Annotated in this window: 12 protein-coding genes; 3 read left to right on the top strand and 9 right to left on the bottom strand. The window is 59.8% G+C overall.

Features of this window, described 5'->3' with window-relative positions; all coding sequences use genetic code 11:
- Window positions 1–15: 15 nt before the first annotated feature.
- The 7 genes from BK662_RS31660 to BK662_RS31625 all read right to left on the bottom strand — a co-directional run bounded on the left by BK662_RS31660 (window position 16) and on the right by BK662_RS31625 (window position 9,771).
- Window positions 16–204, bottom strand: coding sequence for a DUF1843 domain-containing protein (locus tag BK662_RS31660; RefSeq protein ID WP_123360849.1), 189 nt, complete (start codon window positions 202–204; stop codon window positions 16–18).
- Window positions 205–629: 425 nt separating this feature from the next.
- Window positions 630–2,195, bottom strand: coding sequence for an amino acid permease (locus BK662_RS31650; RefSeq protein WP_123360848.1), 1,566 nt, complete (start codon window positions 2,193–2,195; stop codon window positions 630–632).
- 157 nt (window positions 2,196–2,352) lie between these two features.
- Window positions 2,353–3,513 (bottom strand): iron-containing alcohol dehydrogenase, encoded by a 1,161-nt coding sequence (locus BK662_RS31645; protein ID WP_123360847.1) that lies wholly within the window; start codon window positions 3,511–3,513, stop codon window positions 2,353–2,355.
- Between the two features lie 3 nt (window positions 3,514–3,516).
- The gene (locus BK662_RS31640; protein WP_123360846.1) at window positions 3,517–4,908 is read right to left on the bottom strand and encodes an aldehyde dehydrogenase family protein; all 1,392 of its coding nucleotides are present in this window, start codon (window positions 4,906–4,908) and stop codon (window positions 3,517–3,519) included.
- Window positions 4,909–4,915: 7 nt separating this feature from the next.
- Window positions 4,916–6,289, bottom strand: coding sequence for a glutamine synthetase family protein (locus BK662_RS31635; RefSeq protein WP_123360845.1), 1,374 nt, complete (start codon window positions 6,287–6,289; stop codon window positions 4,916–4,918).
- 227 nt (window positions 6,290–6,516) lie between these two features.
- Window positions 6,517–8,274 carry an L-lactate permease gene (locus BK662_RS31630; RefSeq protein ID WP_123360844.1) on the bottom strand — a complete coding sequence of 586 codons (1,758 nt, stop codon included), beginning with the start codon at window positions 8,272–8,274 and terminating at the stop codon, window positions 6,517–6,519.
- A gap of 531 nt (window positions 8,275–8,805) precedes the next feature.
- Window positions 8,806–9,771 (bottom strand): class I SAM-dependent methyltransferase, encoded by a 966-nt coding sequence (locus tag BK662_RS31625; protein ID WP_123360843.1) that lies wholly within the window; start codon window positions 9,769–9,771, stop codon window positions 8,806–8,808.
- 203 nt (window positions 9,772–9,974) lie between these two features.
- Here BK662_RS31625 and BK662_RS31620 point away from each other — a divergent pair, with 203 nt between their 5' ends.
- Both BK662_RS31620 and BK662_RS31615 read left to right on the top strand, forming a co-directional pair.
- The gene (locus BK662_RS31620; protein ID WP_123360842.1) at window positions 9,975–10,382 is read left to right on the top strand and encodes a response regulator; all 408 of its coding nucleotides are present in this window, start codon (window positions 9,975–9,977) and stop codon (window positions 10,380–10,382) included.
- A 122-nt stretch (window positions 10,383–10,504) separates the two neighbouring features.
- The gene (locus tag BK662_RS31615; RefSeq protein WP_123360901.1) at window positions 10,505–11,173 is read left to right on the top strand and encodes an HAD family hydrolase; all 669 of its coding nucleotides are present in this window, start codon (window positions 10,505–10,507) and stop codon (window positions 11,171–11,173) included.
- Between the two features lie 122 nt (window positions 11,174–11,295).
- On the opposite strand, the gene BK662_RS31610 is transcribed toward BK662_RS31615, so the two are convergent.
- Entirely contained in the window at window positions 11,296–11,955 is a 660-nt protein-coding gene (locus BK662_RS31610; protein ID WP_123360841.1) for a methyltransferase family protein, read from the bottom strand.
- A gap of 278 nt (window positions 11,956–12,233) precedes the next feature.
- Between BK662_RS31610 and BK662_RS31605 the strand changes: the two genes are divergently transcribed.
- Entirely contained in the window at window positions 12,234–13,166 is a 933-nt protein-coding gene (locus BK662_RS31605) for a pyridoxal-phosphate dependent enzyme (RefSeq protein ID WP_123360840.1), read from the top strand.
- Window positions 13,167–13,235: 69 nt separating this feature from the next.
- Here the strand turns inward: BK662_RS31605 and BK662_RS31600 are convergent, their stop codons facing one another.
- Complete coding sequence (locus BK662_RS31600; protein ID WP_008012177.1) at window positions 13,236–13,532, bottom strand: DUF2388 domain-containing protein; 297 nt, start codon at window positions 13,530–13,532, stop codon at window positions 13,236–13,238.
- Between the last annotated feature and the right edge of the window lie 55 nt (window positions 13,533–13,587).

Raw genomic sequence — 13,587 nt, 5'->3', positions numbered from 1 at the left:
GAGCGGAAATAGCGGTTAGTGCTTTTCCAGGCGTGCGACTTCCTTGGCCAATTGCTCGTAAGCGTTACTTAGCTCTTTGTTTTCGGGTGTGGATGCATCGCGTTGTTTCAATAGCGTCTTCATTTGCGGCAGGTCGCCGGTCTTGATCGCGCTTTGAATGGCCACCCCATAGGGGGGCATGCTATGGCGAGTTGAACTGCTCATAACGATTCCTTCCGTGGTGTTTACGGGCACTGCTGTCATCAGCAGTTTTTGCAGTTAAGCAGGCGCGGATAAATATGCAATGGACAATGGGGGAGTAATTTTTAATATTATTTTATTAATCGCCATGGGTTAGGAGGCGGCGTGTTCAATATTAAGATTGGCGATGAAGGAAGATATGTTCAGTTACTTATTCATAAGCGTTAAGTTACTTATCGCCATTATTCGTACTTGATAATCAGATGCTTAAAGCGTGCGAAATCTGTGGGAGCGGGTTTGCTCGCGAAGACGGAGGCACAGTCAATATTGATGTCGCCTGACACACCGCTTTCGCGAGCAAGTCGAATCGTCGCACCGCCGCTCCCACATGGATTGCTGAACTGACTGGTATTAGCGCTCAACCCCTCCGCTGTTCATGGCTACGGCAATCAGCTCCCAACCTGTTTATTCAACGCCTCTTCAGCCGCTGCGATTTCTGCCTGACGCTTGATGATCATTTCGCCCACGGGCGGGCCCTGGAAGCGCCGGGCTTCAAAGGCGAACCAGATGATTGCCGTCAGAATCAGGAAACCGAGCGTGATGTACAGCGCCCACTCATTCGGCGGCTGAATGCCGATCACAAAGATCAGCACCATCGAAAGGATCGAGAGGATGGCGAACAATGAGTACAACCCGCGTCCCATGTTCCACGGCCCCATGTGTGGCCACTTCGAGGTCCCGTAAGTAAACAGGCCCAGCACGATGGGAATGATGAAAGAGAAGAACAGGAAGATCACCGTGCAGGAGACCACGATCGTGTAAACCGGTGTTTCGCCGATCGATACCAGGGACGATCCCCACACGAACAATACCGCGAGAATGGCACCGGTCCAGATCGCCGCCACCGGGCTGCGATGGGTCGGTGAGACCGAGGCCAATGCTTTCGAGAAGGGCAGGCCGCCGTCACGGGAAAACGCGAAGATCATGCGTGAAACCGAGGTCACGGTCGCCAGCCCGCAGAGAACCTGCGAGATGAAAATCGCCAGGTAAAGCGCCATCTTGATCACCGGGTTCACCTGAGTGTCCATCGCCCAGAAGAACACATTCCAACCGTGCTTCGCCGCTTCGTCCATGCTTGGCAGCATCAGTACAAACGAGCAGAGCATGACCCAGCCGAACAGCAACGACCAGGCCACCGAGCTGACCATCCCGACCGGTACCGACACGGATGCCTGATGGGTTTCTTCGGAGGTATGCGCCGAGGCGTCATAGCCGGTGATGGTGTAGATCGGCAAGAGCAGGCCGAGCATGAAAATCCAGCCGTTCGACACCTGTGGCCAGACGTTGCCGCCAGCCTCGCCGGAATAGTTGCCGAAGGTCACCAGCCGGACGAACTCATAGCTGGGTGCGGCGATCAGGCAGACGATGGTCAGCGCGAGCGCCGTGGCGAAGATCAGGTAGCCCGAGAAGTCGGTGAGCTTTGCCGTCAGGCCGATGCCGAAGTGGTTACACAAGGCCTGGATGCCGGTCAGGATCGCCAGGAAAATGATCCGTGTGGTGATGGTGTCTTCCATTCCCAGGGCCGGTCCGAAGGCACCGAAAAAGAAGTAATAGGTACCGACGTTGATCGCGCCGAGCACCGTGATCAGCCCCAGCAGATTGAACCAGGCCGTCAGCCAGCCGGTGAAGCGGTTACCGAGAATCGAGCCCCAGTGATAGAGCCCGCCGGCGGTTGGGTAGGCCGAGGAAATCTGCGCCATGGCCATGGCGAAAACCCCGGAGATCAGGCAGCCGAGTGGCCAGCCGATGCCGATGGCCGCACCGCCCGCACCCGAAGTGCCCTGGGCCAGCGAGTTGATGCCACCCGAGAGGATGCAAATGATCGAAAAGGAAATGGCAAAGTTGGAGAAAACGCCCATGCGTCGCGAGAGTTGCTGGGCATAGCCCATGCTGTGCAACACCTTGAGGTCGTCGTCTTGTGGCGCGGTGGCGCCGGGTTGGCTTACTGGACTCATAACGTGTGCTCTTGTTCAGGTTTTGATCCACATCCATCCGCGTGATGCGTTGCCGAATGGGTTTGTCTTCAACCCCCTGTCGTACTGCTCCTGCCTCTAACGGTTGAAATCCATCCAGGCTGCGTGCTCACACGTTGGCCATGGACAGACGATTGCTCTAGAGACGTCCGTGAAACGCCGCGTCGAAAATTTCTGCCGCGCCAGTTCGTGTCAACGGCAACGGGTTGCCACCAGCGCAGGGGTCGACAATCGCCATGTCCGCGATTAGATCGGCCTGCTTGTCATCCACCCCCAACTCAAACAGTGTATGAGGCACGCCGATGTCTTTGCGCAGCTTGAGGACGAAGGCCAGAAAGCTGTCGAAGCCCGGGGAGGGCAGACGCAAATAAGCCGCCAGACGGGTGATGCGTTCCTCGATGGCCGGGCGATTGAACTTCAACACGTAGGGCATGAAAGTGGCATTGGTCATGCCGTGGTGGGTGTCGTACAGGGCGCCCACCGGATGCGCGAGTGCGTGCATCCCGCCCAACCCTTTCTGGAAAGCGGTGGCGCCCATCGCCGCAGCCGCCAGCATTTGCGCGCGCGCGTCGAGGTCGGAGGGGGTGTGTACGGCGCGTACCAGGGCATTGGCCACCAGGCGCATGCCTTCCACCGCAATACCTTCGGCCATCGGATGAAAACCGGGAGCACAGTAGGATTCCAGGCAATGGGCAAACGCGTCCATGCCGGTGCCGGCGGTGACTTTTGCCGGCATGCCGATGGTGAGGGCCGGGTCGCTGATGACCACCCGCGGCATCATTTTCGGGTGGAAGATGATGCGTTTGGTGTGCGTACGTTCGTCGATGATCACCGCCGCACGTCCCACCTCGGAACCGGTCCCCGCGGTGGTCGGCACCGCAATGACCGGGGCGATGCTGCTTTCGTCGGCGCGTGTCCAGTAGTCGCCGATGTCTTCGAAATCCCAGACCGGTAGGGTCTGGCCGCTCATGAACGCGATGAGCTTGCCCATATCCAGGCCACTGCCACCGCCGAAGGCGACCACGCCATCGTGTTTGCCGGCGCGCCAGGCGTCGAGCCCACCCGCGAGGTTGGCTTCAACGGGGTTGGGTTTGAGGTCAGAAAACAGCGCTACTCCGAGGCCGGCAGAGCGCAAGGACTCCAGGGCCGCCGTGGTGATCGGGGCACGCGCCAGGCCACTGTCGGTGACCAGCAACGGTCGCTGGATCCCTTGGCTGCGGCAGACCTCGGCCAGTTCGGCGATGCGGCCGACGCCAAAGCGGATGCTCGTGGGGTAGTTCCAGTTCGCGGTCAGGCTCATGGCTCAGATCTCGTGGCGCAGATGGAAGGATTTCGCGCGGGTCAGGTGTTCGTAGCCAAGGCGCGACAGCGTTACGCCGCGCCCGCTGTTTTTCACCCCGGTCCAGGCCAGGGCCGGGTCCAGATAATCGCAGCGGTTCATGAATACGGTGCCGGTGGCGATCTCGTCGCCGATGCGTTCGGCGGCGGCGAGGTCTTGCGTCCAGATAGACGCGCTGAGCCCGAACTCACTGTCGTTCATCAAGGCGATGGCTTCGTCGTCGCTGGCCACCGGCATGATGCCGACCACCGGGCCAAAGCTTTCCTCGCGCATCACCGACATTTTATGGGTGACGTCCACCAATACCTGCGGCGCTAGGTAGGCGCTGCCCGGTGCGTCGGCAGGAAAGTCCTTTGGATCGATCAACGCCCTGGCTCCTTGTGCCAGCGTCTCGGCGATCTGCCCGCGAACGAACTCAGCGGCGCTCGGAGTGATCAGCGGGCCGAGGGTGGTGGCTTCGTCCAGCGGGTTGCCCAGTACGTATTGGCGGGTCAAGGCGACGAAGCGCTCGACAAAGACCGGGTAAATTTTTTCATCGACATAGATACGCTCGACGGCGCAGCAACTCTGTCCGGAGTTGAAGAAACTGCCATCCACCAGGTTTTCCACCGCATGCTCAAGGTTGGCGTCTGACCGGACGTAGGCGGGGTCTTTGCCGCCAAGCTCCAGGCCCACGCCGAGGAAGCATCCGGTGGCGGCGCTTTCCATGACCTTGCCGGCATCGACTGAACCGGTGAAGTTCACCTGCTGCACGCGCCCTGAAGCGATGATCGCGGCGGTCTGTTGATGATCGAGCAGCAAGTTCTGGAACAGTCCTTCGGGCAGATGGGCGCGGCGAAACACCTCGGCGAACCGTTCGCCGACCAGCAGCGTTTGCGAAGCGTGTTTGAGGATGACGCTGTTGCCCGCCATCAGCGCCGGAATGATCGTATTCACCGCCGTCAGATAGGGGTAATTCCACGGCGCGACGACCAGCACCGTACCCAGCGGTTCACGTTTGATACAGCGCCGAAAACCGGCGATGGGCGCAGGTTCAATGGCTGCCAACGCTTCAGGCGCAATGGCGATCATGTGCCGCGCGCGTTCTTCAAAACCGCGCAGCTCGCCGGCGCCGAAGCGTACCGGGCGGCCCATCTGCCAGGCCAGTTCCGGCACGATCTCGCCTTTCATCGCCAGCATCGCGTCCACGGCGGCGCTGCATAAGGCTGCGCGTTCGCTCAGTGGCCGGCGCTTCCATTGCGCCTGGGCAGTTACGGCAGCCGCCAGAGCCTGCTCGATTTGCGCCGCATCGGCACGGCGGCGTTCGGCGTAGACCCGGCCATCGACCGGGGAGATAAGTTGAACGATCTCAGTCATGGCGTGCTCAATAGCGCTCGAAGCCGCGCTGCAGTTCCCAGTCGGTGATTCGCCGGTCGTACTCTTTCTGTTCCCACTCAGCGGTATGCACGTAGTGGTCGATCACTTCATCGCCGAACGCCTCGCGCAACATGCTCGACGCCTTGAGCGCGGTGCAGGCATCGCGCAGGGTTTTCGACACTTCGGGCAAGTGCTCGTCGACGTAGGCATCGCCTTCGAAGGGCGGCGCCAGGCTGAGTTTTTCGTCGATACCGGCAAGGCCCGCGGCGATCAAGGCGGCGAAGGCCAGATAGGGGTTGAGGTCGGCACCGCCGATTCGGCATTCGATGCGGATGGCCTTGCTGCCTTCCGCGCACAAGCGAAAGCCTGCGGTGCGATTGTCCCGGCTCCATACGGCCCGCGTCGGGGCGAAGGTGCCAGCCTGAAAGCGCTTGTACGAATTGATGTAGGGCGCGAGAAAACAGGTGATGTCGTTGGCGTATTTGAGCTGCCCGGCCACCCAGGAGCGCATCAGTTTCGACATGCCGAACTCAGCCTTGGGGTCGAAGAACAGCGATTTTTTGCCATTCTTGTCCCACAGCGAGTTGTGAACATGGCTACTGGAACCGGCGGCGTCATAGCGCCACTTGGCCATGAACGTGATCGCCTTGCCCTGCAGTTGCGCGATCTCCTTGCAGGCGTGTTTGATGATCACGTGATGGTCGGCCATGGTCAGGGCGTCGGCATAACGGATGTTGATCTCTTCCTGCCCCGGCCCCCATTCACCCTTGGAGTTTTCCACCGGAATGCCAGAGGCCTGCAGGTGTTTGCGAATCGCCCGCAGGACCGGCTCCTCGCGGGTGGTCTGCAGGATGTTGTAATCCTCGATGTAATGGCCTGCGGTCTTCGGCTTGTGGTAGTTGCGCTCGTGGATCGCCTGGTAACTCTCGTCGAACAGATAGAACTCCAGCTCCGAGGCGAACATGCCGGTATAGCCGCGTTCGCGCAGTCGCTCGATCTGCTTTTTCAGGATCGCCCGCGGGCTGTGCGGCAGGTCTTTTCTGTGGTGATGATCAAGCACGTCGCAGAGCACCAGTGCCGTGCATTCCAGCCAAGGCACACGACGCAGCGTGGCCATGTCGGGTTTCAGTACAAAATCGCCATAGCCTTTGCTCCAGCTGGCTGCGGCGTAACCCGGCACTGGTTCCATGTCGATGTCGTCGGCTAGCAGGTAATTGCAGCAGTGGGTTTCTTCGTGGCCGCTGTCGATGAAAAACTCGACCTGGAATCGCTTGCCGACCAGTCGCCCTTGCATGTCGACCATGCAGACCAACACGGTATCGATCTCGCCTGCGGCAGCGGCGCGCTTGAGTGCATCAAAGCTGAGGAGGGGCTCGGTCATCACGTCAATCCTGCGTGAAAGGTTTGGGCCTGTCTGAAATAGCTGTTGCAGACGCTCTCCAGAACAAACCAAAACCTGCAGAATCGAGCATCGTGAGCAATGAGCTGCTGAAAGCTTAGCCTACTGTTGCTATGCGCAAGTTTCGGCCTGATGTGAACGGCGGTTATCTGGCCTGAGCCATGACCCGGGTTGCGCACCCAGGCCATAGCCAACAGCCGTCGCCTCGGTCAATGCCCGCCGACCACCATATGACTGAACGGCGCCACATACGCCTGCAACGTCACCAGCCCGCCGACCAGAATCGCCAGCACCACGGAGTGGAAAAACACATAACGCAGGATTTCACCTTCATGGCCGTACCAGCGGGTGGCGGTGGACGCGACCACGATCGACTGGGCGTCGACCATCTTGCCCATGACCCCGCCGGAACTGTTGGCTGCGGCCATCAATACCGGGCTCAGGCCCAGTTGCTCGGCAGTGACCCGTTGCAAGCCGCCGAACAGCACGTTGGAGGCCGTGTCCGAACCGGTCAGGGCAACGCCCAGCCAGCCGAGCAACGTGCCGAACATGGGATAGAAAATGCCCGTAGCAGCGAAGGCCAGACCCATCGTGGCGTCCAGGCCCGAGTAGCGAGTGATAAAACCCAAAGCGAGCATGGCCACAATCGTGATGAGCGAGTAGCGCACCACCCATATCGTTCGCACGTATTGGTTCAGCAGCTGCGGGATCGAATAACCCATCAGCAGCCCGCCAAGGATCGCCGCCAGCAAGATGCCGCTGCCGGTGCTGGTGAGCCAGGTGAACTTGTAGACCGCGTCCTCTTTTTTAGGCACGGGTACCACCGGCGGGACCTTCTCGATCTGTTGGTGAATCGTGGCGAAGGTCAAGGTCGGGGCAAAGATCGGGTTGGCCTCGCGCATCGGTTTGCCTTGGGGATCGAGCTTGGCCGAGTGGGTTTGCGGATCCATGACCGGGCGGGTGTCGAACAGGTTTTTGAAGCTTTGAGTGCCCCAGGCAAAGACGAAGACCGTGAGGATGATCCACGGCATCCATGCGCGCATTACGGCGGGTTTGGCGTCGCGGGCAAAGGTCGCGCTGGGTTTCTCGTTCGGGTCCGCCTCCACCGTGGAGTTGTCGGTCCGGCCTGACAACGCGGCTGAGGTATGCACAGTGGCCGGCTTCCAGACCTTGAGGAAACCGGTCAGGCAGGCCATGGAAATCAGCGCGGCAATCACGTCGACCAGCATCGGGCCGTGGTAGTTCGACACGAGGAACTGAGGTATGGCGAAACTCACCCCGGCAACCAGAATCGGCGGCCAGATTTCCAGCATCTTGCGCCAGCCGGCGAAGGCCCAGATCAGCCAGAACGGTACGATCACCGAGAAGAACGGCAGTTGCCGGCCGACCATCATCGACAGTTCCATTTCATCCAGGCCGGTCACTTTGGCCAGGGTGATGATAGGTGTGCCCAAGGCACCGAAGGCCACGGGCGCGGTATTGGCGATCAACGCCAGACCAGACGCGGCCAAGGGCGAAAAGCCCAGCCCGATCAGAATGGCCCCGGTCACCGCCACGGGGGTGCCGAAACCGGCGGCCCCTTCGAAGAAGGCACCGAAGCAGAAGGCAATCAGCAGCAGTTGCAGACGTCGATCGTCAGTGATGCGCGCCAGGGAATCCTGCAACACTTTGAACGAGCCGTTCTCGGTGGTCAGCCGATGCAGGAAAATGATGTTGAGCACGATCCAGCCAATCGGCAGCATGCCGTTGGCGGCGCCGTAGAGTGCAGCCGAGCCCGCCATGTCCGCCGGCATGCCGAAGGCGAAAATCGCAATCAGCAAGGCCGAGCCCAGGGCCAGCAACGCCGCCAGATGCGCCTTGATGTGGAAAAACGCCAGGGAGACCAGCATCACCACCACCGGCACCGCCGCCATGATGGTTGATAGCAACGGGTTGCCGAAGGGGTCGTAGATTTGCTGCCAGACCATGTTCCACCTCTGCTTTTTATTGTTGGTAGCGCAGACCCCCGTGGGGGAAGGTGGTTTGTAGTATAGGTGGCATTACGCTGCTGTCTTGACGGGGCTTGTCTCACTCGGGATGAGCTGTTTTGCAGCCGGCAATGAAATGAGAAAGCCCGGTCGGATGCCGGGCTTTAATGGTTCGTGGAATTCATATAGGCAAAAAAAGAGCCTCAAAGCTCTTTGATGGGGAGGAAGTAGAGCCAGAGGCTCAAGATGCGCATGAAACAAGTGGTGAGCTTATTGGGGTTCAGTTCACTCACCACCTACGCAACGGCTTAAACCTCCAACCGCTACGTATTACCATCGTAAGAAACCGGTGGCTGGCACTCAAGTACCATTAGTCTAATCCCCCCGGCCAGCCTGCCTAGCGCAGTGCTTTGAGCAAGGTTTTGGCATCCAGGCCCGGCACCGTATTCGGGTAGAACATCGGCGTCTGTTTTGCGACTGCTTCGCAGCCGAGCGGGAGCAAGCTCCCTCGCCACAGGGTGATAATCAAGATCAAAAGATCGCAGCTTGCGGCAACTCCTGACCCTGTCTGAACACCAACGCCTTCAACCCGCATTCAACATCGGCATCGGGAAACTCCGGCGGATTCTCCAGCCGCTGTTCAAACCGCAAGCTCGGCGCTTCGCGGGTGACGCCATCGATGAGAAAGTCGGCACCGAAAGCCGGATCGTTCATGCAGGCCAGTACCGTGCCCTGAGGGCTGAGCAGTTCCGGCAGACGGCGCAGCACGCGCTGATAGTCCTTGGTCAGCAGAAAACTGCCTTTCTGAAAGGACGGCGGGTCGATGATGACCAGGTCGTATGGACCCTTGCCGATCACCTTGCCCCAGGACTTGAACAGGTCATGGCCGAGAAAAGTCACCTTGCTCAGGTCGTGCCCGTTCAGCCGGTGGTTGTCGCGGCCACGGCTCAGGGCCGGGCTGGACATGTCCAGATTGACCACATGCAAGGCGCCCCCCTCGATGGCCGCTACCGAGAAGCCGCAGGTGTAGGCGAACAGATTCAACACGCGTTTGCCCTGAGCATTGGCCCGCACCCAGTCGCGGCCGTAGCGCATGTCGAGGAACAGTCCGGTGTTCTGTTTGCGGCCCAGGTCCACGCGATAATCCAGGCCGCCCTCAGTGATTGTCATCTCGTCGATCGGCTCCCCGAGCAGCCATTCGGTGGTGCTTTGCAGCAGATAGCGATGTTGCAGCAGCAAGGTGTGCGCGCCGGATTGTTTCCACGCTGGCGCCTGAGTGATCTCCATCAGCAACCGCTTCAAATCTTCCAGCTGCGCAGGGTCTGGCTCCTTGAACAGCGAGACCAGCACCACGCCCTGCAGCCAATCGACAGTCAATTGCTCCAGCCCCGGCCAGCAGCGGCCACGGCCGTGGAACAGCCGACGGGTTTCTGCGGGCGCAGCCGCAAGCGCAGTCAGCAAATGGTCGTGGAGGACGGAGAGGGCATCTGGGTTCATCGGGCAAAGTCGGCCATGCATGGGGGGGCGGCATTTTAACCACAATTATGCGCTGACAAACGGTCGTATGTGTCAGCCTGGACGGCGAATGTCCACGTCAGGTGTATCAAAAATGAATTTTCCACGAAGTCCGATGTTCCTACCTGTAGGTGGCGGATTTGAGCCCGCGCAAATCATTTATGCAATCAGGGAGTGGCACAGTCATGGGTCCAGTATCAGCGGCGGGGGGGCACTTGTCTGACGGATTGATTCTTGTGGTTGAGGATGACCCGTTGATCCTGGAGTTTCTGTGCGAAATTCTTCAGGAGGAAGGCTTTGTGGTTGAACCCCAGGTCAGCGCGGATGCCGCGTCGCAGTTTCTGGAGCAGCACGCGCCGGAGGTAGGACTGTTGCTGACGGACATCACCATGCCGGGCAAGCTCAATGGCGCAGACCTGGCCAATCAGTTTGGCGACCGTTGGCCGGACAAACCGATCATGATCATGTCCGGCTTCGAAACCCCGAAAAGCTCCGGGGTCAAGCATCGGGTTGCGTTCATCAAGAAGCCTTGGGCGGTGGGACAGTTGCTCGATTGTGTGCAAAGCGCCTTGCATTCGAACCGGACCGTGTAGGAGCTGCCGCAGGCTGCGATCTTTTGATTTGCTTTAAAAACGAAGATCAAAAGATCGCAGCCTGCGGCAGCTCCTGCGTGGGTGATGTACATTGCTTGAAAATACTCGCCTGGTATCGCCCTTTGACAGTTCAAGTATCCGTGTTCAACACCTCGTACCGCGCCTTTCTGTTCGATATGGACGGAACTGTCCTCAATTCCATCGCTGCCGCCGAGCGGATCTGGACCATTTGGGCCCTGCGCCACGGTGTCGATGTTGAAACCTTCCTGCCGACCATCCACGGCGTTCGCGCCATTGACACCATCAGCCGTCTGGCCTTGCCCGGGGTGGATGCTGAAGCTGAAGCCGCGTGGATCACCGAGGCGGAAATCGAGGATGTGGAAGGGATTGTCGAAGTATCCGGCGCGGCGAGTTTCCTGAATTCGTTGCCCGCCAATCAATGGGCCATCGTCACCTCGGCGCCACGGCCGCTGGCCCTGCGCCGAATGGCGGCGGCAGGCATTCCCGAACCTGGGGTGATGGTCACCGCCGAAGACGTCAGTGCCGGCAAACCCGACCCTGCGGGCTATCGGCTGGCCGCTCGTCGGTTAGGGGTCGAGCCCGTCGATTGCCTGATCTTCGAAGACGCCGCCGTGGGGATTCGTGCCGGCGAAGCGGCGGGCGCCCACGTCATGGTCATCACCGCGACCCATGTTCATCCGCTCCAGACCCCGCACGCCACTTTGGCTGGATATGACTCGGTCGAGGCGCGAGTGGATCTTCACAGCCAGATCAGCCTGTACACAATCTGATGTTCCAGCGAGCTAATGTGGGAGCGAGCCTGCTCGCGATAGCGTCAGCACATTCAGCATCTATGTGACTGAAAGATCGCTATCGCGAGCAGGCTCGCTCCCACATTAGAGTTGTGGTGGGTTCAGTAAATACCCGGAATCAATCGCCAGGTACGGGCGCAGTAAGCCTCGTATTCACTGCCGAATTGCGTGCGTAATAGCGCTTCTTCGGAGCGAATGCGAGCGATCAGCGGGATCAACATCAGCGCCACCAGCAGCAACCCGACCCCGGAACGAAAGGCCAGCGCCCAACCCACGCCATTGATCAGCAGTCCCAGATAGCTGGGGTTGCGCAAGGTCCGATAAATCCCGTCGGTGACCAGACGGTGGCCCGGCTGAATCGCCACCAGTCCGCTGAAGCGTTTGCCCAGTACAAACACCGGCCACATCCGCAGTGTGCCGCCGCCGATGAACAGCAACGCGCCCAGCCAACGCACGCCCTCACCACCGAAGGTCCAGAAGTCGATCCGGTCGGTGTAAGCCGGCAGATACCCACTCAACAATCCGAGCACCCCGAAGACCGGCAACACCCAACGATTGGCCCTGTCTTCACGTTCGCCGGAGCTCAGGTTGCCCTCGCTGAACAAGGAGATGATCGCCATCACCACGGTTGCCAGCGCAATAACCACCAGCGGCGGGTGCGAGAAAAAAGCTGCCAACCCGCCCAGCCCGAACACCGCGAGAGCGAGGTAGGCAAGGGTGCTGACGAGGGCGAAAAACGCGAGCTTGGCCGAGATGTTCATGACTGACTTCGCAAGGGGCATAAAACCAGTGTAGGAGCTGGCGCAGGCTGCGATCTTTTGATCTTCGCGATTTCGAATTTGCTGAAGATCAAAATCAAAAGATCGCAGCCTGCAGCAGCTCCTGCGCGGTTGTTCGATCATTCGACGCGGTGTCGTGGTATGGCCAGAACGGTAGCCGCGGGGCAGGGTGAACTAAGCTTGGATAAGGATGATTCTATCTATTCACTCCCGGCTCGTTGAACCTCTCGATGAGCCGGGAGCGCCACAAGGAGCACGCGATGCTTCACATCAGAACGCCCCTGATTCTGCACCCGGGCCTGTCGACACCCGCCCGGCGGATCTGGCTCAAGCTGGAAAACCTGCAACCCAGCGGCTCGTTCAAACTGCGCGGCATGGGCCTGCTGTGCAGTCAGGCAGCGGAGCAGGGCAAGCGCAAAGTGGTTTGTCCTTCCGGGGGGAATGCCGGGTTGGCCACCGCTGTGGCCGCCGCCAGCCTTGGGCTGAAAGCCTGCATCGTGGTGCCGAACACCACCCCGGAAACCACCCGCGCCAGGATCAGGAAAACCGGTGCCGAGGTGATCGTTTACGGCAAGGTGTGGGACGAAGCGAATCAACGGGCCAAAGCACTCGCACAGGGTGCGGATACGGAATACGTGCCGGCCTTCGATCATCCGGTGTTGTGGGAAGGGCACAGCACGATGGTCGATGAAATTCTCGAGGACTGTCCTCAGGTTGATGTGTTGGTGACGTCGGTGGGCGGCGGAGGGTTGCTGGCGGGCCTGCTCACTGGATTGATCCGTCATCAGCGCATGGATTGTCGAATCGTTGCTTGCGAAACCCGGGGCGCAGCATCTTTCGCGGCCGCCGTCAGTGCCGGGCACCCGGTCAGATTGCCGCGCATCGATACCGTCGCCACGTCACTTGGCGCTGCGCAAGTGGCGGCCTGGCCGGTGCAGCACATTCTCGACTTTGCGCACGAGTGCGTGGTGCTCAGCGATGATGAGGCGATCATGGGCGTGGTTCGTTACGCCAACGACTTGCGTCAGTTGGTCGAGCCGGCGTGCGGCGTTTCATTGGCGGTGGCGTATCTGGACCATCCAGCGATTGCCGAGGCCCATGATGTGGTGATTGTGGTGTGCGGCGGCGTCAGCATCAGCGCGCAGTTGGTCGCCGGCTGGGCGTGCCTGTCCGCTGGGGCGCAAGCAACCTAGGGCCCGAACACTATCCGGTGTTGCGGGCCCCACGGCTTGTTTTTACAGGTTTTAGGGAGCGATTGGACCTTATTGAGCGAGGATCGCTTTGGCCAGGTCCTCGTCGCTGGCCTTGAGGTCGGGATGATTTTGTCGAATTTCCTTCAACACCGACTCCAGATAAACGCCGCGAATCGTACCGCCACTCGCCACGAAGCTAGAGGCATCATCCCGTGCGGGAATTACGATTTTGTCATCTTTGAACGTCGAGTACAGCGATGCGGAGACCCCAGCCGAAGTGGCGACATCTTTTGCATCTACATCGGCCATGGCCGAACCAACGGGCAAACAAAGCACTAGTGAAGATATGAGCAACAGACGGCGCATGACGGCGTCCTCCGAAAGCGTAAAGGAAGTAACACATAATTTAGGATGCCTGGTA

Source organism: Pseudomonas frederiksbergensis (assembly GCF_003732275.1).
Taxonomy (GTDB): Bacteria; Pseudomonadota; Gammaproteobacteria; order Pseudomonadales; family Pseudomonadaceae; genus Aquipseudomonas; species Aquipseudomonas frederiksbergensis_H.
The sequence above is the reverse complement of the archived record's forward strand: the minus strand, read 5'-3'. Positions and strand labels throughout refer to the sequence as shown.

Excerpts from the sequence above, each read along its gene's own strand:
- BK662_RS31660 (WP_123360849.1), bottom strand. The coding sequence starts at position 204 with ATGAGCAGTTCAACTCGCCATAGCATGCCCCCCTATGGGGTGGCCATT.
- BK662_RS31650 (WP_123360848.1), bottom strand. The coding sequence starts at position 2,195 with ATGAGTCCAGTAAGCCAACCCGGCGCCACCGCGCCACAAGACGACGAC.
- BK662_RS31645 (WP_123360847.1), bottom strand. The coding sequence starts at position 3,513 with ATGAGCCTGACCGCGAACTGGAACTACCCCACGAGCATCCGCTTTGGC.
- BK662_RS31640 (WP_123360846.1), bottom strand. The coding sequence starts at position 4,908 with ATGACTGAGATCGTTCAACTTATCTCCCCGGTCGATGGCCGGGTCTAC.
- BK662_RS31635 (WP_123360845.1), bottom strand. The coding sequence starts at position 6,289 with ATGACCGAGCCCCTCCTCAGCTTTGATGCACTCAAGCGCGCCGCTGCC.
- BK662_RS31630 (WP_123360844.1), bottom strand. The coding sequence starts at position 8,274 with ATGGTCTGGCAGCAAATCTACGACCCCTTCGGCAACCCGTTGCTATCA.
- BK662_RS31625 (WP_123360843.1), bottom strand. The coding sequence starts at position 9,771 with ATGAACCCAGATGCCCTCTCCGTCCTCCACGACCATTTGCTGACTGCG.
- BK662_RS31620 (WP_123360842.1), top strand. The coding sequence starts at position 9,975 with ATGGGTCCAGTATCAGCGGCGGGGGGGCACTTGTCTGACGGATTGATT.
- BK662_RS31610 (WP_123360841.1), bottom strand. The coding sequence starts at position 11,955 with ATGAACATCTCGGCCAAGCTCGCGTTTTTCGCCCTCGTCAGCACCCTT.
- BK662_RS31605 (WP_123360840.1), top strand. The coding sequence starts at position 12,234 with ATGCTTCACATCAGAACGCCCCTGATTCTGCACCCGGGCCTGTCGACA.
- BK662_RS31600 (WP_008012177.1), bottom strand. The coding sequence starts at position 13,532 with ATGCGCCGTCTGTTGCTCATATCTTCACTAGTGCTTTGTTTGCCCGTT.